The sequence below is a fragment of the Arthrobacter sp. T2-23 genome (genome assembly GCF_055398325.1).
Window position 1 is genome coordinate 2,580,048 of record NZ_AP027917.1, and the last position, 22,344, is coordinate 2,602,391.

The window sequence follows — 22,344 nt, forward strand, 5'->3', positions numbered from 1 at the left end:
TTTATTATGCGCCGAATGGCGGCTGTTGGCCTTTGGCGCGCATCACCCGTTGCATGTGACGGTGGACCAGCAGAGCCCATCCAGTGAGCAGCAGGGTAATGGTTATCAGTACGATGGCGATCGCGGGTGCCGAGGGCAGCAGGATGCCCGCGACCACGGCGGCCACGGCGAAGAAGCAGACGCCGCGCCAGAGAAAGACGGGGGTCGCGTTCAGGAGCTCCATGCCCAAACCCTACTCCCCGCGAAGCTTCCCCTCGCCCCACACCTGACGGGCTGCGCCGAGCCGCCCAACGCGGCGGACCGCAGCTACCGGGGCATGCTCTCGACGCCGTCCGCAGGGCCGGGTGCACCGTCCGGTGCGCCGCCGGGTGCCTCTCCCGCGCCGCCGCTGTCCCTCGGAGAACCGTTGACGGCGTGGGTGGACAGGCCCCGGCGGTTCGGCATCACCCTGTGGGGAAGCTCCAGTTGCCCGGCCGTCCCTTCCCGGATCGAAGCTACCGCCCCGGACCGGGTCAGCATCCGCGTCGAACCGTCCGCGGGAAACCCGTGCACCGTGGACCTGGCGCCGACCTCGCACGAATTCAGTGTCCCGGCCGGCGTGGGCACACTCCCGCTGACGATCACGCTGTTTTACGCGCAGGGCGAAAGGACCCGCACACTGGTGCTGGAGTGACGGCCGGTCAGCTAGTGAACAGTCCCGCACTTGGCTAGGCTGAGATGGAGTTGTGACATCCGATGGGGGCGACAGGACCGCTGGCGGTCCTGTCTTTGCCTGCCGTTAGGCTGCACTGTCCAGGGTGCGGCCACGCTAAGGAGAACAGAATGAACGAGCAAAGCAACGGGCAGCTCCACGTGCCCTCCCGCAACGACGCGACGGCCGGGCCCGCGCAGACCAGCGGGCAGGGGGAACAGCCACGCTTCACCGTGGACAAGCCGAACGCGAAGAACAACGAAGCCGTCCTCGGGCCCTTCACCGTCCGCGACCTCACTGTCTTCGGGTCCACGCTGGTTCTCTTCATCGCCTCCCTCATTCCGATGTTCGCCATCCGGTACAACCTCTGGAACCTGGGCAGCCTCTTCTTCCTGGGCTTGGGGATTCTGCTGCCGCTGATCGTCACCGCCCTCTTCGTGGCACGCCGGGTCAGTCCGGGCACCAAGATCCGGATCGGTTCCCTCTCCGTTGACCAGTTCGGCTCAGTTGTGGCGTCCTTCAGCCTCGCCTTCTACTTCCTCGCGGCAGCCGGCGCGTTCGTGCCCAGTATGCTGTTGGGCCTGGTGGGGGCCCTCGGACTCTTCGCCGCCACGGTGCTGGCACGCCTGATTCCGGTCCTTGCCGGCGATTTCCTGCACCGCCCCGAAACCCCCGCGCACGTTGTGGCGCGCGAAGCCGCGGAACCGGTCCGCAAGCCGCGCGCCCCCAAGGCGCCCAAGGCCCCGAGGGCCGCTGGCGAGGCCACGGCCGCCAAACAGGCAAGCAGCCCGCTGGCCGGCTGGGCCAAGAAGATTGTCCCCGGTAAGCAGACTGCAGGTTCGGAGCCCGCAACGCGCGGCCAGGAAACCACCGGGGCGTCGCACGGCGCTGGCGCCGCCGCGGCCGGTGCTGCTGGTGCAGCCGCTGGTGCCGCCGCCGCTGGTCCTGCGCGCCCGGCGGCCCAGGAGCCGGCCACCCAGGCGCACGGCGTCGTACCCTCCGCATCCCCGGCGCCGACGGCGGCTTACGCACCGTCCCCCACGGCCGCCCCCGCGGCCAGCCAGGAACCGTCCGCCTCCGAGCAGAGGCAGGCTGCGGCGGCGCCGGCCGCCCCTGCAGCACCGGTCGCCCCGGCGGAGCAGCACTCCGGCCTGGAGGAAACCCAGGCGGCCGGAGTTCCGGCGGCGGCAGCGCCGGCTGCCGCAAGCTATGCTGCCCCCACCGCGCTCACGCCTCAGGTCCGTTCGCAGGAGCCGGTCGGCGCGACCGTGGATCCGGCGAGCCGTCCGGAAACCCAGGCCCGCCAGCCCGCCTACGAGGCGTTCTGGTTCGCCGTCGCCCAGCCCCGCACCGCCGTGGACGAGCACACCGGCGCGCCGGCGTTCGTTGTCGAGCCCGGCGGCTGGGTGCTGGCCCTTGAAGACCGCGGCCACGAGTTCCTGGTCCAGCACACGGACGGCCGCGTCGGCGTGTTGCGGGACCTGAGCAACATCGAACGCGGTTAGCCGGACCATGCCCACCGAAGCCGGGAGCGTCGGGCCAGGACGTGCGCACCCCGGCGCCACCGGGCCGACCAGCGGAAAGCCCGGCGGTGCGAACTCGCGCCGCTGGGCTGCCGGAGAGACGCTGTTGGGCCTCAAACGCCGGGCCCGCCGGATCAACAAAGCGCTGGCCGAGCAGTACCCCTACGCGCATGCGGAGCTGGATTTCCGCAGCCCGTTCGAGCTAGTGGTGGCCACCGTGCTCTCGGCCCAGACCACGGACGTGCTGGTCAACCAGATCACGCCGCTGCTGTTCGCCCGCTACCCGGACGCCCGCAGCATGGCCGAAGCCGAGCCTGCCGAACTCGAGGCCATCATCAAACCCACCGGGTTCTTCCGGGCCAAGGCACGGAACCTGATGGCGCTGTGCACCAAGCTTGTCGACGACTACGACGGCGAGGTGCCGGGCCGGCTGGAGGACCTGGTGAAGCTCCCCGGCGTCGGCCGGAAGACCGCAAACGTCGTCCTGGGCAACGCGTTCGGCATCCCGGGCATTACGGTGGACACGCATTTCGGCCGGCTGGCCCGCCGCTTCGGCTGGACGGAGTCGGACGATCCGGTCCGGATCGAGTCCGATGTCGCCGAGCTGTTTGAACCGAGGGACTGGACCATGCTCTCGCACCGCGTGGTGTTCCACGGCCGGCGCGTCTGCCATTCCCGGAAGCCGGCCTGCGGCGCCTGCGCGGTGGCGAACTGGTGCCCCAGCTACGGTGAGGGCGAAACCGACCCGGAGAAGGCCAGGAAGCTGCTGAAATACGAGCTGGCCCCGGGCCAGGAGGACCTGTTGGCGAAGCTGCTGGCGGAAAGCAACCGTGCCGCCGAAATCCGGATGGAATCGCAGCGGAGGTCGCGGTGACCGCCCGCCAGGACCTGGTAGACCTCGTGGCTGCGGTGGAGGCCGGAACCGCGCCGTCTCCGGACCCTCGCTGGCGCGAACTGGCGGTGGAGCCGGGCGAACGCGTGCGCCGCGCGGCCGTGTTGATGCTGTTCGGGTCCCTCGACGATGTGCCCGCGACGTCGGTGAAGCTGCTGGCACCGGCGGACCTGGACGTGTTGCTGCTGCAGCGCGCGCAGACCCTCGACGACCACCCCGGGCAGGTCGCCTTTCCCGGCGGCGGCATCGACGCCGGCGAAACCGTCATCGAGGCAGCCCTGCGCGAGGCCGAAGAGGAAACCGGCCTGGACCCGCGCGGTGTGGAGGTCCTCGGCGTCATGCCCGAACTGGCGCTGCCGCGCGGGAACTTCCTGGTCACCCCTGTCCTGGGCTGGTGGGCGTCGCAGTCGCCTGTCCGGGTGGTGGACTACGGCGAATCCGCCCAGGTGTTCCGGGTGCCGGTCCGGGACCTGCTCGACCCCGATAACCGGGTCATGGCGACCGTCAGCCGAGCCGGCCAGACGTTCCAGAGCCCGGCTTTCACCGTCAACGGTGTGGTGGTGTGGGGCTTCACCGGAATGATCCTCAACCAGTTGTTCGACCAGTTGGGCTGGTCCGTCCCCTGGGACCGTACCCGCCTCCACGGCATCGACGTCTAGTTGTAGGCGGCGGACGCCAGGCGCCCTACCGCGACGTCACGAGCGCGTCGGGCAGCGATGCCGACCTGGCCGGTCTGGCTGGCTTGGCGGCGTGGGCGGAGTGGTCCACGACCAGGCCGGTGGCGGCGTTCTCGCGCACCGCGGTGATGCCCGCGGCTGCCCCCTTGATGGTGCTGAAAAGCGGTGAAACAGCCACAACTGTCCCGTCCGGTGCCGTCAGCCTGAAGAAATACGACTCTTCTCCGGCCGCTGCAATCTCGAATACGCCAGCCACTCTGCTGCCTCCCCGTTCCCTGCCTCATTGCATTTTTGCGCCGGCGGATCATTCGGGATCATCACCGGCCTTTTCGAGCGTAACGGGGCTCACAGAGCGGGCGCAACGCTACTGGCGGGTACGTTACCCCGGGTGTCCGGGCCCGGCGTCCGGCGGCGGTTGGCGTAGGCTATTTGGCGTTGTCGTAGGAGTCGACGACGGCGATGCTCACCGGGAATTCCACCGGAATCCTGCCGAACAGCAGCTCCTTGGCGGCGGCCGCGGATTCCTCGATGGCCCGGATGCCGGCATCGACGGCGTCGGCGGGGCAGTGCACCATGACTTCGTCGTGCAGGAAGAAGACCAGCTCCCCGGCGGGGGTGCCGCCAGCGCGCAGGGTCCGGAGCCGGCGTCGCAGTTCCGCCAGCCAGCAGGCGGCCCAGTCGGCGGCGGAACCCTGCACCACGAAGTTCCGGGTGAACCGCCCGCGCGAGCGAGCCAGCGACTCGGCCCGGCGTTGTTCCTCGGCGGTGGTGGATTGCTGGCTGCGCAGCCACCGCTCCGAGGGCGGCGGGCTGCTGCGGCCAAGCCGGGAAGTGACGGTCTTGCCCGTTTCGCCGTCGCGGGCGGCCTGCTCCACGAAGCCGACGGCACGCGGATAGGTGCGCGCCAGCTGCGGCATCAGCCGCCCGGATTCGCCCGTGGTGGCGCCGTAAATCGCGCCGAGCAGGGCGACCTTGGCCTTGGCCCGGTCGCCGCCGAAACCCTGCGCGGCGATGCCGGCGTAGAGGTCCTTGTCGCGGGCGGCCTCCGCCATCCTGGAATCCTGGGCCAGCGCCACCAGCACGCGGGGCTCAAGCTGGGAGGCGTCGGCGACGATGAGTTTGTGGCCCGGGTCGGCGTGCACGGCTCCGCGGATCTGCCGGGGGATCTGCAGGGCTCCGCCGCCGCGGGAGGCCCAGCGCCCGGACACCACGCCGCCCACCACGTATTCGGGCTGGAAGCGGCCGTCCCTGACCCAGGCGTCCAGCCAGGCCCAGCCGTTGGCGGCGTGGAGGCGGGCCAGCTTCTTGTAGGCCAGCAGCGGTTCGATCGCCGGGTGGCTGGATTCCTTCAGCTCCCACTGCCGCGTGCTCTTCACCTCGATGCCGTTCCGGTGCAGGGCGCGCATCAGTTCCTGCGGGGAATCCGGGTTCAGCGCCGGGGAGTGCAGCAGGCTGCGGAGTTCGGCATTGAGCGCCTCCAGCTTGGCCGGCCGGTGTCCTTGGGGCGGGCGCGGGCCGAGATAGTCGGCGAGGATCCGCTCGTGCAGCTCTTCGCGCCAGGGCACTCCGGTGTGCTGCATTTCGGCGGCGATCATGGCGCCGGCGGACTCGGCGGCGAGCAGGAGCTGGAGCCGCTGCTTACGGCGGTCGCCGTCGGGGGCGACTCCGGCCAGGGATTCCTGCTGCGCGGCGTACTCGGCGCGGAGCTCCTCGGGGGAGTGCCTCGGCGCGGGGCGCAGCCCGGGGTCATCAAAGAGGGCGCCCTGGTCCGCTGGCGGGAGAGGCGGCTGCAGTGCCCGCGGCGGCTGCTGGACGTCGTCGTCCTGGGTCAGCTTCTCCGCGTTCCGGGCGTACGCCGTGTGCGCGGTGAACTCCGAGTGGGCCAGGATGGCGCCGCACAGGGTCAGGTCGTAGCAGCGTTCCAGGTCGACGCCGGCGGCCAGGAGAGCCGGGTACCAGTCCTGCGTGCGGTGCCAGATCCAGCGCGGGTGCTGCTGTTCCAGCTGGCGCACGATGCCGGGAAGCTCGCTGGTGGAGACCAGGCGCGGCTCGGGCATGGCGGGATCAGGGGCGCCTGCGGGCGTGAGCCGTTGTAGGGCTGCGCCGTCGGCGTGGGCGGCGAGCAGCAGGTGCATAGGCTCAATTCTGCCCTGCGGGCACGTCCGCGAGGGCCACGGCCCGGATCCGCCGAGGCCAGGTGCCGGAATCCGCGGTTCTCCTCGGTGCTTTCCGCGCCGCTTTTCCACATAGCCGGCGACGGCGGTTTTGTCCCGCGCCCGGGGCGTCCACAGTGGTGGCATGAGCAGGCACCAGCTACCCGAGACCGGGACGCCCCAGCCCGGAATCCAACCCGTGTCCGTGGCCCCGCCTCCTGTCTGGCTTCCGGACCGGGCGGCGGAGACGTTGCTCATCACCGGATCCGAGGTCCTGCGCGGCGAGGTGGAGCGCATCGTCGCCGCCGCCGGGCGCCAGCTGAGCCGCGCACGGGACGCCACGGAGGCGGCCCCGTACTGGGACTCGGCTGTCGCGGTGCTGGTCGGCAGCGATGTGCGCGAACTGCCTGTCCGGCACCGCGCCCCTGCCGTGCTCGTGGGCCTAAGCGGCGAAGGAGACAGCCTCTGGCAGCTGGCCGCCGTGATGGGGGCCGACCGCGTGGCTGTGCTTCCCGAGGGCGGCCCGTGGCTGGCGGAGTACCTGAGCCGCTCACAGGTCCCCGATCCGGGCGGCCACGTCCTCGGTGTGACCGGCGGCTGCGGGGGCGCCGGTGCCACCACGGCCGCGATCTGGCTGGCCCAGGCCGCGGCGGCCCTCGGCGCCCGCGTGCTCCTGATCGACGGGGATCCCTGGGGTGGCGGGCTCGAACTGGCTCTTGCCGCCGAGGACGCCCCCGGTCTCCGCTGGCCCGACCTCGCCGAGGCCAGCGGCAGCATAGACCCGGATCAGCTCCACGAGGCGCTGCCCGAGGCGGGCGGTTTCTCCTTCCTGTCGTGGCCGGGCAACCGGGAGCGGCCCGGGGGCATCGACGCCGCTGCGGTGGCCGGAGTGCTCGATGCGGCGCGGCGGTTTTACGAGCTTGTCCTGCTGGACATCGGCCGCGGACGGGAGGCGCTGCGGACCTTCGCGTGGGAATGCGACCGGGTACTGATCGTGCTGCCGGCCCAGCTCCGGGCCGCGGTGGCGTCCACCCGCCTGGTCCCCGAACTTCCGCCGGTGGATGCCGCGCTTGTGGTCCGGGCGAGACCCCGGAACTCCCTGGACCTCCAGCTCATTTCCGAAGCCGTGGGGCTCCCGGTGCAGGCCATCATGCCCGAGGTCCGCGGAACCGCGGACGCCACGGAACTCGGGCGCCTGCTGGACGCCGGCGGACGGCGCGGCGTGCAGCGTTTCACGGACGCCGTCCTCGACCTCGACGGGGACCGCTGCCCATGAGTTCGCATGCGGCAGCAGATCCGCCGGACGCGGTTGGTCCATTCGGTCCGGCCGGTCCAGCCGGCCCGGCCGGGGCCCAGTCCCGCCGGCAGCTGCGCGGCCCCCAGCGGCGGGTGGATGCGCGGCTGCTGGAAGCGGTCCGCGAGTCCGTCATGGCCGACGCAGGCCCTGTCACGCCCTCCCGCGTGGCCGCGGCCGTGCAGGCCAGCGGCAAGCTCCTTGGCACCGCCGGGGCGCTGGCCGCCGTCGAAAGCATCAGCGCCGAACTGAACGGGCTGGGACCGCTACAGCTGCTGACCCGGGACCCGCTCGTGACGGATATCTTCGTCAACGGCCCGGCCTCGGTGTGGCTGGACCGGGGCCGCGGGCTCGAACGCGCCCCGGTAACCTTCGCCGGTGAGGCCGAGGTCCGCGCGCTGGCGGCCCGGCTGGTGGCCGCCGGCGGGCGCCGGCTGGACGACGGTTCGCCCTGCGTGGATGTTAGGCTCGAGGGCGGCTATCGGGTCCACGCGGTGCTACCGCCGATCTCCACGGCCGGAACGCTGCTGAGCGTGCGGATCCGGCGCGAGTCGGTCTTCTCCCTGGACGAGCTCGGCCGGGCCGGCATGTTCGGCCCCCTCGTGCGGGAGGTGCTGGAACGGATGGTGGCGTGCCGGCTGAGCTTCCTGGTCAGCGGCGCGACGGGGTCGGGAAAGACAACGCTGCTTGCCACGCTCCTTGGCCTGTGCCGGCCCGGAGAGCGTCTCGTCCTGATCGAGGACGCCGCGGAGCTGAACCCCGTCCATCCCCACGTGGTGTCGCTGGAATCGCGCCACAGCAATCTTGAGGGCGGCGGCGCCGTCGATCTCGGCGAGCTGGTCCGGCAGGCCCTGCGGATGCGTCCCGACCGGCTGGTGGTGGGGGAGTGCCGGGGTGCTGAGGTCCGGGAACTGCTCTCCGCGATGAACACCGGGCACACCGGTGCCGGCGGCACCATCCATGCCAATACGGCCGCCGCGGTCCCGGCCCGGCTGACGGCGCTCGGCGCGCTCGCGGGCATGGGGCCCGACGCCGTCCGGCTCCAGGCGGCCAGCGCCCTCGACGTGGTTGTCCACCTGGAACGGGCCCGTCAGGGCCGGCAGGTGGCGTCCGTCGGGCTGGTCGGGGAAAACGGGTCCGGTCTGGCCGTCTCGGTGGCCCTGGAATCCGTCGGCGGCGCGGTCCTCCCCGGTCCCGCCTGGCCGGAGCTGGCGGCCCGCCTCGGCATGGACCCGCTTGCCGCTCCCGGCAGTATTGACCACGCCGGAAGCGTCCGCTCCGCCGTGAACTCAGGCCTGCCATGACTGCCGCGATGACCGGGATCCTGGCGCTGGCGCTTTGGCTGCTCCTCGCACCGTCGGGCGGCCCGGGCCGGCGCCTTCGGCGGGTCCTCTCTGTTCCGTCGGGCAGGCATCTGCCGGAAGTGGTCGCGGCCCGCCTGCGCCGCTGGCGGGGCCGTTTCCCGCGCCGGGGCAGGGGTGCGGCCGCATCGGAGGTTCCCATGACCGGGCTGGTGCAACAGCTGGCCGCACTGTTGAAGGGCGGCCGGTCGCCTGCCCGGATGTGGGAGGACCTCTGGCTGCTCTACGGGGACCCGGCGTCTGCGCTGCAACCGCCGGACGGCCCCGGGCGGCACGACGGTGCGCTGGGTGCGACGTCCCGGGAGATCCTGGCCGCTGCCCGGGCTGCGGCCCTGCGGGGGTTGCCGGTGGCCGTGGCCATCCGAACCCGAGCCTCCCCGGAACGCGGCCGCTCGGCACCCTGGAGTTCCGACCGCGGGGAACAGGCGGTCTGGATGGACCTTGCCGCGTGCTTCGACGTGGCCGAGGCCAGTGGCTGCCCGCTCGCCGACGTCCTGACGCGCTTCGCCGCCCACCTGGAATCTGAGGGCGACGCCCGGGCCGCCCGGGAGACCGCGCTCGCCGGGCCCAAAGCCACGGTCCGGCTCCTGACCTGGCTGCCTTTCCTGGGGCTCGGGCTAGGGCTATTGCTTGGCGTGGATCCCTGGACCATCCTCCTCGGCAGTCCCTGGGGCGTGGCGGCGCTTATCGCGGGGCTCGCACTCACCGCTTCTGGCCGGATCTGGTCGGCCCGCCTCGTCCGGGGTGCCGCCGGGCGGCAGCCGTGACCCCGCCGGGTGGCCTCGCGGTGGCCGCACTGCTGGCCGCGGCTCTGGTCGTAGCGGGCGCGGACCAGCGGCGGTCGGCCCGGCGTTGGAGGGAGCAGGGCCCGCACCGGCCTGGCAGGGCGACCGGCGGCGTCAAGGGTGGCGGCGATGACCGGGCGGCCCGGGACCACGGACTCCGGGATCCCGCGCTGATGCTGGAACTGATCGGCGCCATGCTGGACGCCGGATCCGGGCTCGGCCGCTCGCTTGAACTCATCGCCGCGCACGCCGAGCCCGGGATCAGCCGCCCGCTGGGTCCGGTCGTGTCCGCCCTTGCGATCGGTGCCGACTGGGAGACCGCCTGGCGGGGCTCCCGCAGCGTTCCCGCCCCGGTGCTGGCGCTCCGCAAGGCCATGGGTTTTGCGGCGCTGACCGGCGTTCCGTCATCGGCCATCCTGTACGCACAGGCCGCCCGGCTGCGCCGCGAGCAGTTCCGGGACGCGGAGCGGCGCGCCGCCGCACTGGGCGTGAAGCTCGTCATCCCGCTGGGACTCTGCTCGCTGCCCGCCTTCGTCTGCCTGGGCATTGTGCCGGTGCTGCTCGCGCTGCTGCCGCCGGGGGCATGACTGGCGTCGGGCGGACTGCCCGCTGCCGGAACTTGGCCGGTGTGCCGGGACTCCTCCTCCACAGCCGGACTTATCCACTTGGCAGCGCAGCGCCCTTACCTGCGGGGAACAGACGACGGAGATTGGAATGAGCCGGTGACTGCGCCGGAATCTCCCGAGAGGAACGCTCATGACTTTCCACCGCAACGCCCCCGACGGCCCCGACAAGGTGCCCGACGGGACCGAAACCGCCGAAGTACGCGAAATCTATCCGGGCGCACGGCAAGCCCGTCCGGTGCAGGTCTTCCCGAGGCCGGAGCGCCGGCAGAGAAAACTCCTCCGCTCCGAAGCGGGGATGGCGACGGCCGAATACGCGATCGCCACACTTGCAGCCGTAGGATTCGCGGGCCTGCTTGTGCTGATCATGCGCAGCGACGAGGTCCGGGGGTTCCTGCTGAACCTTATCCGCACGGCCCTCGCCCTGCCGTGAACGGGGCGCCGCCGGCCTCGGAAGCGTCCCGGGGCGCCGTGACGGCCGAGTTCGCCGTCGCGTTGCCGGCCGTACTCCTGGTCCTTGGCCTGTTGCTGGCCGGGTCGGCCGCCGGGCTGACACAACTCCGGCTCGAAGAGGCAGCCCGGGCCGGCGCCCGGGCGCTGGCCCGCGGCGAAGACACTGCCGCCGTCGGCGGCATCGTCCGGCAGCTCGCCGGGGATTCGGCGCGGACAACCGTGACAGCCGACGGCGTCTGGCTCAGCGTCACGGTGTCTGGAACCGTCAGCGGAGCAGCGGGTCCACTGATCCCGTGGACGCTCACGGCGAGGGCCTGGGCACGGCGTGAATCCGCGGGTGCCCCGGCGCTTTCCTCGCCAGCGAAGATGCCCCTGGTCCTGAGCAGGGACGCGTGATGCGCGCCCTGGTCCGGAACCCCGAGGTCGGAGCGGGCACGGTCCTCGCGGCCGGCCTCGGGCTGGTGCTGCTGTTGGCGCTGACCGGGGTCGTCCTGCTGGCGCAGGCCGCGGTGATGGCTTCGAAGGCCGCCGCGGCTGCGGACCTGGCGGCGCTGGCGGCTGCGGATGCCGCCCGTGGACTGACCGCCGGCGAGCCGTGTGCCGTCGCTTCTGAGGTCGCTGGCCGGCATGGCGCGCGGCTGGTGGGCTGTTCGGTGGCTGTCGGTGACATCGTCCAGGTTCGGACGGAGCTGCCCTTCCGAAGCCTGTTCGGCCCGGCTTCGGGGCTCGCCCGGGCGGGACCGCCGCCGGCCGTGGACGCCGGGGTGTCCGGGCCTGGCCGTCCGCCGCCGATGACGGGCGCGGGGTAGCCGGACGCCGGCCTATCAGTCCTTCTCGGACTACCCGGCCGGGCTCGTCACCTGACCGGGTGCCCCGGCGGCCGGGGTCACGTCCTCCCCGGCGGCGCCGCCCATGACGTCCGTGGCGTCAGTCAGCAGCATCTCAATCAGCGTGACGGCGGCGTCCTTGTCCAGGGGGTTGTTCTTGTTGCCGCATTTGGGGGACTGAACGCAGGACGGGCAGCCGGACTCGCATTCGCAGGCCCTGATCGCGTCGCGCGTCGCGGAGAGCCACACCCTGGCCTTGTCGTAGCCGCGCTCGGCGAAGCCGGCCCCGCCGGGATGGCCGTCGTACACAAAGATCGTGGGGACTCCGGTGTCGGCGTGGATGGCCGTGGACACCCCGCCGATGTCCCACCGGTCGCTGGACGCCACCAGCGGCAGCAGTCCGATGGCCGCGTGCTCGGCCGCGTGCAACGCGCCCGGGAACTGCGCTTCGATCAGCCCCGCGCCCGTGAGGGAGCGGTTGTCCATCACGAACCAGACCGCCTTGGTGAACAGGTCCCGGGCGCCCAGCTGCAGCGGCTCCTCGCCGAGGATCTCGTTGGAAATCAGCGCCTTGCGCTGGAAGGAGACCACCTGTGTCGTCACTTTCACATCGCCGAAATGCACCGCCACGTCGCCCCACTGCGTGGTGCGGAGCGTCTCCAGGACCTCGATCTGGGTCACGTCGCGCGCCGTCGTGTAGTAGTCGGGGTTGGCGCGCCGCACCACGACGCAGTGCTCGCCTTCGTTCAGGTCCTCGACCACATAGCTCTCGCCCTGATGCACATAAATCGCACCGGTGTGCGCCTGGTAGTGCGTCTGGGGTGAATCCATGGTGCCGAGCAAGGAACCGGTATCGGCATCCACAATGCTCACCGGACCGCCGCCGTCGGCCCGCAGGTTCACCATCGCCGCGGCGCTCTGAGGGTGCGTCCAGAACCAGCCCGCCGGACGCTTGCGGAGGTAGCCCTGGGCGACCAGCTGGTCCAGCAGCTTCTCGGCAGTCGGGCCGAACAACTCAAGCTCCGCGTACCCCAGCGGAAGCTCCGCCGCGGCTGCGCACAGGTGGGGGCCCAGCACGTACGGATTCGAGGGGTCGAAGACTGTGGCCTCCACCGATACGTCGAAGATCGCCTCGGGGTGGTTCACCAGATACGTGTCGAGCGGATCGTCACTGGCGACGAACGCGGCGATGGCATCCTGTCCGGCGCGGCCCGCCCGCCCGATCTGCTGAAACAGCGACGCCCTGGTTCCCGGCCAGCCGGCGACCAGGACCGCGTCCAGGCCCGAGATGTCGATGCCCAGTTCCAGCGCCGACGTGCTGGAAACGCCCAGCAGCTCGCCGGAGCGCAGCGCCTTTTCCAACGCCCGCCGCTCCTCCGGCAGGTACCCGGAGCGGTAGGCCGCCACCCGTTGCGGCAGGCTGGGGTCCACTTCGTCGAGGAGGCGCTTGGTGATGGAGGCGATCGTCTCGGCCCCGCGCCGGGACTTGATGAAGGCGATCGTCCGGATCCGGGACGAGACCAGGTTGGCCAGCAGGTCCGAGGTTTCGGCCACGGCGGTACGGCGCTCCTTGGCGCCGTTCTCGCCGCGTAACTCCGTCAGGGCCGGCTCCCAGAATGCCACAGTGGTGGCACCGTGCGTCGAGCAGTCCTCGGACACCGCCCGGACCGGAGCGCCGATGAGACGGCCGAAGGACGTCCCCGGGTCGGACGCGGTGGCCGAGGCGGCGATGAACACGGGCCCGGGATGGTCGGCGCCGGGACTGTAGTAGGCGCAGATCCGCCGCAGCCGGCGCATCAGGTTGGCCACGTGCGAGCCGAAGACGCCGCGGTAGCTGTGCGCCTCGTCCACGATCACGTAGCGCAGCCGGCGGAAGAACCGCGCCCACCCGGCGTGGTTTGGCAGGATCCCGAAGTGCAGCATGTCTGGATTGGCCAGGATTACGTTGGCGTGGTCCCGGATCCAGCGGCGGGAGGCGGGGTCGGTGTCGCCGTCGTAGGTTTCGGCGCGGACGGTGGGGACCCGGAGCGAGCGGATGGCGGCCAGTTGGTCGGCCGCCAGAGCCTTTGTGGGGGAAAGGTAGAGGGCCACGGCGCCGTCGTCGTGGATCTTGCCCGGGTCGGCCAGGACACGCAGTTCGGAACGGTGGACCGCATCCAGCGCCGGCAACTGGTAGGCAAGGGACTTGCCGGAGGCCGTACCTGTCGCGACGACCACGTGTTCGCCCGCGTGGGCCAGGTCGGCCGCCTGGACCTGGTGGCGGTAGGGCTCGTGGATGCCGAGGGAGCCGTACGCCTCCACGAGATCGGGGTGGACCCACTCCGGCCACGGCTCGTTGACAGCCTTCCGTGCCGGGATCGTCCGCACATGGCGCAGCTGTTCCGGGTCCGGGCCGCGGCCCAGCAACGGAATCAGGGACTCATGTGGATTCACTCCAACATTGTTTCACCCGGGCTCAAATCGCCCGGCAGGATCCGCGCCCCGCCCGGCCCCGCATCCCGGCGCAGGACTCCGCATCACTCCACGGAGAGGTCGGCACCCTCGTCCGATGAAGAGAGCATCAGCACGTGGCTCACCGTGGTCCAGCCGAGATGTGAGTACAGCTGCTGGCCGTCCAGCGAGGCCAGCAGGAGGCCAGCCTCGACATCGTGCTCGAACGCCTGCGCGGCCAGGGCACGCATGATGAAGCTGCCGAGCCCACGGCGCTGGAACCCGGGCTCGGTCACGATCTTGTCGAAGACGGCGGTGTGGTCGGCGACGAACACCCGTCCACTGGCCGCGACCTCGTCGCCGGCATAGACGACGGCGTGGTGGACCCCGTCCGCGGTCGACGGTACCCACCTGAGGTCGTCGTCCGGAAGCCAGGGATCCTCGGAGTCCTGGGTTTCCATGTCCACGATCATCATGGTCTGCGACGCAGAGGTGACGTTCAGCCGGTGCTGCGCGGCCAGGGAGGTGTAGCGGGGCACGTTGTTCGTGAGGATCGTGAGGATCCGGGCCGGGACCTCAGCGGTCTTGGCGGCCAGGTCCGCGAACTCCGAGTCTGAGGGATCATGGGCGAAATATTCCCATTCGTGGGTGGTGTCCGCTCTCAGCACGGCAGGGAAGCGGCCCTCCATGCGCGTCTCATACCCCCGGCAACCGGCCCACCCGGCAACCCAGACCTCAAGGAGGTGGGTGGTGTCTTCAACCATGGCGTCAAGACTCATGAGATGAGAGTATTCCAGCCCCGGCACAAGCAACAGGGGCCGGGTTCGGTGAGGACGCTTGCTTACGCAATTGTGACCCCAATCGGCGGGGAGAGGGGCAGCCGCCGGGGGAGGAGAGCGCCCGGCGGGCCGCGCCGGAGGCCCCTGCCATGGCGACGGCGGGCCTCGCCGGCAGCCCCCCGCCGCTGCGACGTCCGACTGCGCGGCGGACTGCGCATCGGCATGGTCCGTGCCCGACCCGGCACTGCGTTTTGCCCCGCCCAGTACGCTTAAATACGTGAATCGAATTGTGCTCTTTTACGGCTTTACCCCGATCGCGGACCCGGAAGCGGTCCGGCTCTGGCAGCGCGCCCTCTGCGAGAAACTCGGGCTGACCGGCCGGATCATCATCTCCAAGGACGGCATCAACGCGACCGTCGGCGGCGAGATCGGAGCCGTCAAGCAGTACGTCAAGACGACCCGCGAATACAAAGGCTTCCGCGGCATCGACGTGAAATGGTCCGACGGCGGGGCCGAGGACTTCCCCCGACTCAGCGTCAAGGTGCGGGAGGAGATCGTCTCCTTCGGCGCCCCGGGCGAGCTCAAGGTAGACGAAAACGGCGTGGTCGGCGGCGGCACCCACCTTGCCCCGGAAGAACTGCACCGGCTCGTGGAGGAGAAGAAGCAGGCCGGTGACGAAGTGGTGTTCTTCGATGGACGCAACGGCTTCGAGGCGCAGATCGGCAGGTTCAAGGACGCCGTCGTCCCCGACGTTGCCACCACGCATGATTTCATCAGGGAACTCGACTCGGGCAAGTACGACGCCCTCAAAGACAAGCCTGTCGTTACCTACTGCACCGGCGGCATCCGCTGCGAGGTCCTCTCCAGCCTGATGGTCAACCGCGGCTTCAAAGAGGTTTACCAGCTCGACGGCGGGATCGTCCGCTACGGGGAGGCGTTCAAGGACCAGGGGCTCTGGGAGGGATCGCTTTACGTGTTCGACAAGCGCATGCACCTCGAGTTCAGCGAAGACGCGAAAACGATCGGCCAGTGCGTCCGCTGCGAAGCCCCCACGAGCAAGTTTGAGAACTGCTCCAACCCGAGCTGCCGGACGCTGACCCTGTACTGCGGCGTCTGCGCCTCGGACCCCGCCACGCTGCGCTGCCCCGACGGCTGCGCCGCCTAAAGCTACCCGATCCCGCCGCCGGGAATATCTAGCAGGAACGTGTGGGGCTCTCTGGGTCGACACCGGTCATCGGCGCAATGCTCACATCCAACAACTCCAAGATTCGGGCGATCGAACGGGCCGAGTAGCCGAGCACGTCATCTTCCCCGAGGGCAGAGCCATACAGGAGCGACGCCCCGATGGTTTGCATGAGCATTGTCATGTCATCGCTCGCCAGCGTTTGGCCCGTCATCCGTTCCAGCCCGATGTTCAAGGCCGCCGCCAGCAGCGGCTGGTGGTTGCGGATGATCTCTTGCAGCTCAGGGTCGTGGCCAGCCTCCAGAATCGGATTGAGCCTGGTTGTCACCACATTCGAGCTCAGCTTGGGGGCAAAGTAGATGGCCATCAGCCGGAGGGCAACCGACGCCAGGCTCTCCTCCCCGCCGCGGCATTCGCGGGCAACCTTCAGGGCGCTTTCTGACCGAAGGTCCTCGGCTCCTGCGACAGCGGCCCGAAACAGTTCCTTTTTGGATGGAAAGTAGTAGCTTCCCGACCCCGCGGCCAGCCCGGCAGCCTCGGCAGCGCGACGATGCGTGACCGCGGACGGACCCTCATCAATCAGTAATCGTGCTGCGGCCGCGGCCATCAATTCTTGCTTTTCCTGACTGCGATGCTGTTTGAATTCCCTCACCCTCTCAACCTAGGAGCAGCCGGAATAAATCCACCGTCCCCATCGCTACATTAAAAGCCATACAACAGTATGGGTTTAGTAATGGACCATGGCGGCCCACGCAAAAAGGGAAGCGATTGCATCATGAGCATGACAACTGAAGCTCTAAAAATCGACTGGGCGACGATGCCCACCTACAACACCATCATGTCACTGGCCGCCGGGGCGGCCTTGTTGGCTGTGGTGATCTTCACCCGCGACCTTTTCCGGTTCCGCCGCAGCAATGAGGCAACTGTCAGCACGGACGGCTGGTCTTTGGCTTTCGGCGTGCTCGGCCTGATCCTTACCACCACCGGCCTACACATGACCCTGACGTGGCCGCTTGCGGCAGGTGGCTTCCCGTTCGACAACATCATCTTCGGCGAAACCAGCCTGGGCTTCGGCGTGCTGCTCCTCGGGGCTGCCTTTTACCTGTGGCGTCGCGGCGAGGTCCTCATCTCCGCCCCCGACCCGATTGCCTCTGCAGCAAATACGGTCCGCCCGTTGTCACTCTTCATTGGCGGTCTCGGCCTGAGCCTGATCGCGATCGCGGCTGCCGGAATTACCTACCAGCTTTTTGCGGCCCCGCCCCAGGAACCAATTTCTGGAGCCTTCGCCGCCTATCCCATGATTGAAGCAACCTTTATGTCCGGGCTCTTTGCCCTCGTGGGGGTCGGTGCCGTGCTGTTTCCCTTTGCCGTTGCCAAGCTCCGCACCTCGGGCACAGCGGCGTCCGGGCTGGTCAAGACCATCGGCATCGTTTGGCTTCTGACCGGGCTGGCCTTCCTGCTCTTTGGCGCCATGAACTACTTCACGCACATCGGCCTGATTGTCAACACCATGTAGGGAGTCTGGGCGGGCCCTCGTGGATGAGTCCGCGGGGGCCCACTGCTATCCACATCCTTTAGAGGCGGCTGACGCGGTAGGCGAAGTCCGCCGTCGCCAGCGACTCGACCCGGACTGTCAGCACGGTGTCCGCGGGCAGCTGCACCACGTTGACCCGCGAGGTGCCGCACCGCAGGCTCAGGTCCACCAGGATGCTTTCCTTGTCCCGGATGGTGAAGGACACGCGCCGGGTGCTCCGGCAGACCAGCGTGACGGCGTAGGTTCCGCTGGGCAATTGCGTGGTGGTTTCGTTCCGCGTCGCCCCGGCGTCCAGCAGCCCGTAGCCGGTATGAAAGACCTGGCCTTGAAGCTCCGGCAACACTTCCGCCACCCAGTGGTTCAGGTCCGCCCCGTACACCGGCCGGTTCATAGAAGGATCCTGGGGGAGCGCTGCGTCCGTATACGTCACCGACGGGGAGGGTGTGTCGTCGGCGGACAGGCCGTCGTCGTACTCATACTCGCAAGCTGACAGCCCGGAGGCCAAGGCAACGGCCAGCGCGGCGGCGGCGACCGCGCCGCGCGACCGCTGCAGCCGGGGTGCCTGCGCGGTGGGCATACTCCGACTTTAAGCCCGGCCGCGGCACCGGACCAGAGCCGATGGGCCCGTCAGCTGGAAGGCACCAGCTGGTAGGCAAAGATGAGCGGGGCGTCCACGCTGGACGCGCTGATCGTCAGCCGGCCGGCTGCGGGCACCTTGATCCTGGCGGTTTCCCGGCTCCCGTTGCAGGCGGCCCCGGCCTCCGCAAGCCGGTTGCCGTCGAGGGAAACGTCGAAGAATTCCTTGCCGCCGCCGTCGCAGCTCATCGTCAGGGTGTAGCTGCCCGCCGGCACGGTTGCATCTTTGGCAATCGGATCCCGGTTCAGGATCTTGCCCGCGTCCGCCAGGACGATCCCGCTGGCAGACGGCAGGGCGGTGGCCTTCCAGCTGTCCACATTGGCGGATTCGATGGAACCGGCGGGGGAGCAGGCCGAGGCGCCGAGCACGACGGCGGCACCGGCCGCCGCCACGAGGGCGCGCCGAACGGCTCGGGCGCGGGGCGTCTGAGGGGGAGCGAAAAGCATGCCTCCAACTTACCGGCTCCAGCGCCCCTCCCCGGCCGTGCCCGGTCACGCTAGCCGGCGATCAGCTCCAGCACCCGGCCGCGGTGCAGAGCCATGTAGATCCGGTCCCGCAGCCGGTTCGCCTCCGCATCCGTCAGCGTCCGGTCCAGCGGCTGCAGCACCAGGCGGACGAGGACGTTCACCTGGCCCGGTGCCGGCCGGAGGCGTTCGACGGCGGCCTGCGGAAGCTCCGCAGCCGGCGTCACCGCCAGGATCTCCAGCGCAGCCAGAAGCTCGGCGTCCGCGCCGATTGCGGCGCGGACCAGGTCACCCAACAGCTCGCCGTCGGCCTCCTCAACCGCGTCCAGGACCAGGGACAGGTCACGCCGGATCTCCGGCATGACGGACACCGGCCGGTACGGCCGGAGGTCCTGCAACTGCGCCTGCACCTCCGGATGCTCCGAGCGAAGGAGCCGGATGTCCTGGATGCCCTTGCGCAGCATCAGCGCCCGGTCCAGCCCCAGGCCCAGGGCCAGCCCGGCCCAGCGTCGGGGATCCAGCCCGGAGCCGCGCAGCACCCGCGCGGCCACAAGCCCGCACTCGGCCAGTTCCAGCCACTCCCGGCTCCCGTCGGGCCGGGTCACCAGCACGTCCAGTTGCTGCCCCATCGCCGTATAGCTGTGTTCCGCCGGCGTGGCGCGCCACTGCACGTCCGGATACTCGGCGGCCGGCAGCACGGCTTCCACCACGGCGGCCATCATGGCATGAAGCTCTGCCGGCCCCAGCAGGCCGCGGGCCTTGAGCCGCCACAGATCCACCTGGTGCGGCGTGCCGACATGGGTCCGGTCCACGGCATCGCGCCGGTAGACCAGGCCTGGCAGCACGTGGAGCCGGTCGTAGTGGCCGGTCTCTCCGCGGAGCGTGTCCAGCAGGGCCGGGATCCCGGCCGAGGTGTGGCTGCGGAGCATCACGGTGGGGCTGACGTGGCGGGAATAGCGCGAGTCCCGGGTGACGTCGCCGCCCGAGTAGCCCAGGCGGTCATAGTTGTCTGCGGTGGCCACGAGGGGGCTGTGGCGGTGCGTCGTGGCTGGAGTGTCCCAGAGCCGTTCCAAACCGGCCACCACCTCGGCCAGCAGCAGCTGGAGGGCATGTGGTCCGGCGGCCGGATCAGATAAGTCGCGCACGGCGAGGGCGGAGTTCAGTTCGGGCAGGGAAAGGTAGGTCTTCATGGCGGGGTCCTTGGTTTTCAGCGGCGGGCAGGGGAGTCACCCTCAGCCGCTGCGCCGGACGGACCCCGGCGGCCGCGGTTAGGCGCGCGTCAGGAAGCCCGTGCGGCCGGTAAGCGGCCGAGGGCTGATAAATCGCTGCTGCCTGTGCATGGGTCAATGGTACGCCTGGGTCGAGTCCGGTAAACCGGCACACCGGCCGGCCGGCCAACTGGGCAGGGCTTGACCTTGACGCAGCGTCAAGATTTAAGCTCGCAGTAGCGGCCCGGAAAGACCGGGATGCGGGAGGAGTCGTCGTGGAGTGGGCTGTGGAGTGGTCAGTGCAGCAGATCGCCAAGCTTGCCGGCACCACGAGCCGGACCCTTCGCCACTACGACGGCGTTGGGCTGCTTAAGCCAAGCCGCACCGGGGAGAACGGCTACCGGTACTACGACCAGGCCGCGCTGCTCCGGCTCCAGCGCATCCTGCTCCTGCGCGAGCTGGGCCTGGGCCTGCCGGCGATCGCCGAGGTCCTCGCCCACGAACGGCATACGGAGCGTGCGCTGGCCGGCCACCTGGAGTGGCTGCGGCAGGAACAGGACAGGCTGGCCCGGCAGATCGCGTCGGTCCAGCACACCATCGAGGCAGTGCAGGCAGGAAAGGAAATCATGGCAGAGAAGATGTTCGACGGCTTCGACCACACCCGTTACCAGCAGGAGGTACAGGAGCGCTGGGGCAAGGACGCGTACGCGCAGGGCGACACATGGTGGCGCGGCCTGGGTGCCGCCGACAAGGAATCCTGGAAGCGGGCCTCCAAGCAACTCAGCGACGACTGGACCGCGGCCGCGGAATCTGGGGCCGCCCCGGACGGTCCGGAAGCGCAGGACCTGGCCCGGCGCCAGGTCGAGTGGCTCAGCGGCCTTCCGGGGACCCCGGCCGCAGCCGGCGGGAGCGTGAAGGAGTACGTGACCGGGCTGGGCGACATGTACGTGGCGGATCCGCGCTTCTCCGCAAACTACGGCGGGGCGGCCGGGGCGGCCTTTGTGCGGGACGCACTACAGGCCTACGCGCGCAAGCACCTCTAGCCCGGGAACGCTTCCACGGCCAGGGCCGGCACGGGCCGGCAGGGACCTGCATAGCCCGCGCCTAAACTTGTCCGGTGACCCCTTCAACGCTTTTCACGGCCGGCAACACCCCCGACGCTCCCCGCAGCGACCTCCCCGAGCTGCTCCAGGCGCTCGCCGCGGACCTGCGCCGGATCGGCTACACGGTCGACGGCGTCGCCGGGCTCCTCGGCGAGGCCGCGCACGCGGCGCTGGCCCGGGATCAGCTCATCCCGGCCCTGATCGCCACCGAGGCCGCGGCCCGCAGCACACCGGCGACGGCGGCGCTTGCCGCCGTCGTCCGGCTCTGGTTGCTGGCCGAGCCGCAGGAAACAGGAACCCTCGACGCCGCCCTCCCGGGCATCCGTACCGACGGGCTGCTGGAGCTGGACCTGGTGGAGCCCTCCGGGGACGACCGGGTCCAGGCGAAGGTGGACCTCCGTCCTTACGGCTGGGAAGGAACGTCCGGGGAAGACACCGTCAGCAGCGGCGGCGCCGAACTCTGGGTGGCCAGCGACCTGGCCGCGCACCAGCGGCCGGGCGTGCTGCGCCACGACCACGTGCTGGGCATCGGGCAGGCATCCACCACCCTGGTCCAGGTCACCGCCCGCCGGCATGTGGCTCGCGCCCTGGACCTCGGCACCGGCTGCGGCATCCAGACCTTCCACCTGCTGCACCATGCCGAACACGTCACCGCCACCGACATCTCCGAGCGGGCGCTGGCCTTCACGCGTTTCAACTTGCTGTTCAACGCTGCCGCGCTGCACCTCGATCCGGCCGAGCTCGAGGCCCGGGTGAGCCTGCGGCTGGGCTCGCTGCTCGAGCCCGTGGCGGGGGAGGAGTTCGACCTCGTGGTCTCCAACCCGCCCTTTGTGATCACCCCGCGCGGCGGCGGGGAGACCGCCGCGGACCAGTTCACCTACCGCGACGGCGGCCTGCCGGGGGACGAGATTGTGTCCTCGCTGGTCCGGGACCTCCCGACCGTCCTCGCCCCCGGCGGAACAGCCCAACTTCTGGGCAACTGGGAAATCCCGGCCGGTGCAGGGTGGGCGGGCCGGCCGCAGTCCTGGGCCAGCCCGGACGCGGACGTATGGTTCATCCAGCGCGAGCAGGTCAGTCCGGAACAGTATGCCGAGACCTGGCTGCAGGACGCCTCGGAGGCCCGCGACCGCCGGCTCTACCAGGCGTCCTACGCCGCGTACCTGGACGACTTCGCCGCGCGGGACGTGGAGGGCATCGGCTTCGGGATGATTTGGCTGCGGCGCCCCGCGGCCGGCACCCGGCCGGTGATCTCGCGCTTCGAGGAGATCACCTACCCGATCGAACAGCCCGTCGGCCCGCACCTGGGCGCCGCCGTCGAGCGCGCCGACTGGCTTGCCTCCCACGAGCTGGCGGCCGCGCACCTGCTGGTCGCCGACGACGTCACCGAGGAACGGCACCAGCGCCCCGGTGCTGAACACCCCGGCGTCATCCTCCTGCGCCAGGGCGCCGGACTGCGCCGGACCAACCTGCTCAGCACCGAGCTGGCCGGCTTTGTCTCAGCGTGCGACGGCGAGCTCTCCGTCGGGCAGATCATCGGCGCCCTGGATGCCCTGCTGGGCGGGTACGAGGGCTATGACAGCAGGGCGTTCCGCGAGGGGCTCCTCGGCGAAGTCGGCGACCTGGTGCGCGACGGCTTCCTGCTCCCCGCCTGAGACGGACCCTTCCGCCCGCGCTTCCGTCCCCGGCACCGCGCCCTCGCGGCCGAACCGGGGCAGCACATAGGCGGT

General features: G+C 70.3%; 24 protein-coding genes. 15 read left to right on the forward strand and 9 right to left on the reverse strand.

The features are described from left to right. Positions 1–4: 4 nt before the first annotated feature. Positions 5–223: a hypothetical protein gene (locus ACZ5Z0_RS11980; protein ID WP_464108624.1), complete on the reverse strand. Its 219-nt coding sequence runs from the start codon at positions 221–223 to the stop codon at positions 5–7. A 195-nt stretch (positions 224–418) separates the two neighbouring features. Here ACZ5Z0_RS11980 and ACZ5Z0_RS11985 point away from each other — a divergent pair, with 195 nt between their 5' ends. From ACZ5Z0_RS11985 to ACZ5Z0_RS12000, 4 genes are all read left to right on the forward strand, one after another. Beyond that, positions 419–673: a hypothetical protein gene (locus ACZ5Z0_RS11985; protein WP_464108625.1), complete on the forward strand. Its 255-nt coding sequence runs from the start codon at positions 419–421 to the stop codon at positions 671–673. A gap of 149 nt (positions 674–822) precedes the next feature. Continuing rightward, on the forward strand, positions 823–2,196 hold the full coding sequence (locus tag ACZ5Z0_RS11990; RefSeq protein WP_464108626.1) for a hypothetical protein: 1,374 nt from the start codon (positions 823–825) through the stop codon (positions 2,194–2,196). 7 nt (positions 2,197–2,203) lie between these two features. Further along, entirely contained in the window at positions 2,204–3,088 is an 885-nt protein-coding gene (gene nth / locus ACZ5Z0_RS11995) for an endonuclease III (RefSeq protein WP_464108627.1), read from the forward strand. Further along, complete coding sequence (locus tag ACZ5Z0_RS12000) at positions 3,085–3,765, forward strand: NUDIX hydrolase (protein WP_464108628.1); 681 nt, start codon at positions 3,085–3,087, stop codon at positions 3,763–3,765. The genes nth and ACZ5Z0_RS12000 overlap by 4 nt, the downstream gene beginning before the upstream one ends. 25 nt (positions 3,766–3,790) lie before the next feature. Here the strand turns inward: ACZ5Z0_RS12000 and ACZ5Z0_RS12005 are convergent, their stop codons facing one another. Then, entirely contained in the window at positions 3,791–3,961 is a 171-nt protein-coding gene (locus ACZ5Z0_RS12005; RefSeq protein WP_464108629.1) for a YegP family protein, read from the reverse strand. Positions 3,962–4,208: 247 nt separating this feature from the next. Then, positions 4,209–5,918, reverse strand: a complete 1,710-nt coding sequence (locus tag ACZ5Z0_RS12010) for a bifunctional 3'-5' exonuclease/DNA polymerase (protein WP_464108630.1) — start codon at positions 5,916–5,918, stop codon at positions 4,209–4,211. Between the two features lie 163 nt (positions 5,919–6,081). On the opposite strand from ACZ5Z0_RS12010, the gene ssd reads away from it, so the two are divergent. From ssd to ACZ5Z0_RS12045, 7 genes are all read left to right on the forward strand, one after another. Next, complete coding sequence (gene ssd, locus ACZ5Z0_RS12015; protein WP_464108631.1) at positions 6,082–7,212, forward strand: septum site-determining protein Ssd; 1,131 nt, start codon at positions 6,082–6,084, stop codon at positions 7,210–7,212. Then, positions 7,209–8,534: a TadA family conjugal transfer-associated ATPase gene (locus ACZ5Z0_RS12020; RefSeq protein WP_464108632.1), complete on the forward strand. Its 1,326-nt coding sequence runs from the start codon at positions 7,209–7,211 to the stop codon at positions 8,532–8,534. The genes ssd and ACZ5Z0_RS12020 overlap by 4 nt, the downstream gene beginning before the upstream one ends. Positions 8,535–8,542: 8 nt before the next feature. Beyond that, complete coding sequence (locus ACZ5Z0_RS12025; RefSeq protein ID WP_464108633.1) at positions 8,543–9,358, forward strand: type II secretion system F family protein; 816 nt, start codon at positions 8,543–8,545, stop codon at positions 9,356–9,358. Then, the gene (locus ACZ5Z0_RS12030) at positions 9,355–9,963 is read left to right on the forward strand and encodes a type II secretion system F family protein (RefSeq protein ID WP_464108634.1); all 609 of its coding nucleotides are present in this window, start codon (positions 9,355–9,357) and stop codon (positions 9,961–9,963) included. The genes ACZ5Z0_RS12025 and ACZ5Z0_RS12030 overlap by 4 nt, the downstream gene beginning before the upstream one ends. A gap of 169 nt (positions 9,964–10,132) precedes the next feature. Further along, positions 10,133–10,432, forward strand: coding sequence for a DUF4244 domain-containing protein (locus ACZ5Z0_RS12035; protein ID WP_464108635.1), 300 nt, complete (start codon positions 10,133–10,135; stop codon positions 10,430–10,432). A 38-nt stretch (positions 10,433–10,470) separates the two neighbouring features. Further along, positions 10,471–10,848, forward strand: coding sequence for a TadE family type IV pilus minor pilin (locus ACZ5Z0_RS12040; RefSeq protein ID WP_464108636.1), 378 nt, complete (start codon positions 10,471–10,473; stop codon positions 10,846–10,848). Next, positions 10,848–11,261, forward strand: a complete 414-nt coding sequence (locus ACZ5Z0_RS12045) for an Rv3654c family TadE-like protein (protein ID WP_464110778.1) — start codon at positions 10,848–10,850, stop codon at positions 11,259–11,261. Before ACZ5Z0_RS12040 ends, ACZ5Z0_RS12045 begins: the two co-directional genes overlap by 1 nt. Positions 11,262–11,291: 30 nt before the next feature. Here the strand turns inward: ACZ5Z0_RS12045 and ACZ5Z0_RS12050 are convergent, their stop codons facing one another. Together ACZ5Z0_RS12050 and ACZ5Z0_RS12055 are read right to left on the reverse strand one after the other, a co-directional pair. Beyond that, a complete protein-coding gene (locus tag ACZ5Z0_RS12050) occupies positions 11,292–13,712 on the reverse strand; it encodes a DEAD/DEAH box helicase (protein ID WP_464108637.1) in 2,421 nt (806 codons plus the stop codon). Between the two features lie 83 nt (positions 13,713–13,795). Then, complete coding sequence (locus ACZ5Z0_RS12055) at positions 13,796–14,488, reverse strand: GNAT family N-acetyltransferase (RefSeq protein WP_464108638.1); 693 nt, start codon at positions 14,486–14,488, stop codon at positions 13,796–13,798. Between the two features lie 277 nt (positions 14,489–14,765). On the opposite strand from ACZ5Z0_RS12055, the gene trhO reads away from it, so the two are divergent. Then, complete coding sequence (gene trhO / locus ACZ5Z0_RS12060; protein WP_464108639.1) at positions 14,766–15,653, forward strand: oxygen-dependent tRNA uridine(34) hydroxylase TrhO; 888 nt, start codon at positions 14,766–14,768, stop codon at positions 15,651–15,653. A 28-nt stretch (positions 15,654–15,681) separates the two neighbouring features. Here trhO and ACZ5Z0_RS12065 read toward each other — a convergent pair whose 3' ends face one another. Continuing rightward, positions 15,682–16,323, reverse strand: coding sequence for a TetR family transcriptional regulator (locus ACZ5Z0_RS12065; protein WP_464108640.1), 642 nt, complete (start codon positions 16,321–16,323; stop codon positions 15,682–15,684). Between the two features lie 81 nt (positions 16,324–16,404). Between ACZ5Z0_RS12065 and ACZ5Z0_RS12070 the strand changes: the two genes are divergently transcribed. Then, the gene (locus ACZ5Z0_RS12070; protein WP_464108641.1) at positions 16,405–17,187 is read left to right on the forward strand and encodes a DUF981 domain-containing protein; all 783 of its coding nucleotides are present in this window, start codon (positions 16,405–16,407) and stop codon (positions 17,185–17,187) included. Positions 17,188–17,245: 58 nt separating this feature from the next. On the opposite strand, the gene ACZ5Z0_RS12075 is transcribed toward ACZ5Z0_RS12070, so the two are convergent. From ACZ5Z0_RS12075 to srmL, 3 genes are read right to left on the reverse strand one after another with little or no spacing between them, the layout of a single operon-like run. Then, on the reverse strand, positions 17,246–17,782 hold the full coding sequence (locus tag ACZ5Z0_RS12075; protein ID WP_464108642.1) for a hypothetical protein: 537 nt from the start codon (positions 17,780–17,782) through the stop codon (positions 17,246–17,248). Between the two features lie 50 nt (positions 17,783–17,832). Beyond that, positions 17,833–18,288 carry a hypothetical protein gene (locus tag ACZ5Z0_RS12080; protein WP_464108643.1) on the reverse strand — a complete coding sequence of 152 codons (456 nt, stop codon included), beginning with the start codon at positions 18,286–18,288 and terminating at the stop codon, positions 17,833–17,835. A gap of 50 nt (positions 18,289–18,338) precedes the next feature. After that, entirely contained in the window at positions 18,339–19,496 is a 1,158-nt protein-coding gene (gene srmL, locus ACZ5Z0_RS12085; protein WP_464108644.1) for a PheS-related mystery ligase SrmL, read from the reverse strand. 305 nt (positions 19,497–19,801) lie between these two features. Between srmL and ACZ5Z0_RS12090 the strand changes: the two genes are divergently transcribed. Both ACZ5Z0_RS12090 and ACZ5Z0_RS12095 read left to right on the forward strand, forming a co-directional pair. Then, positions 19,802–20,557, forward strand: a complete 756-nt coding sequence (locus ACZ5Z0_RS12090; protein WP_464108645.1) for a MerR family transcriptional regulator — start codon at positions 19,802–19,804, stop codon at positions 20,555–20,557. A gap of 74 nt (positions 20,558–20,631) precedes the next feature. Continuing rightward, entirely contained in the window at positions 20,632–22,269 is a 1,638-nt protein-coding gene (locus tag ACZ5Z0_RS12095) for a DUF7059 domain-containing protein (RefSeq protein WP_464108646.1), read from the forward strand. The last annotated feature ends 75 nt before the right edge of the window (positions 22,270–22,344 follow it).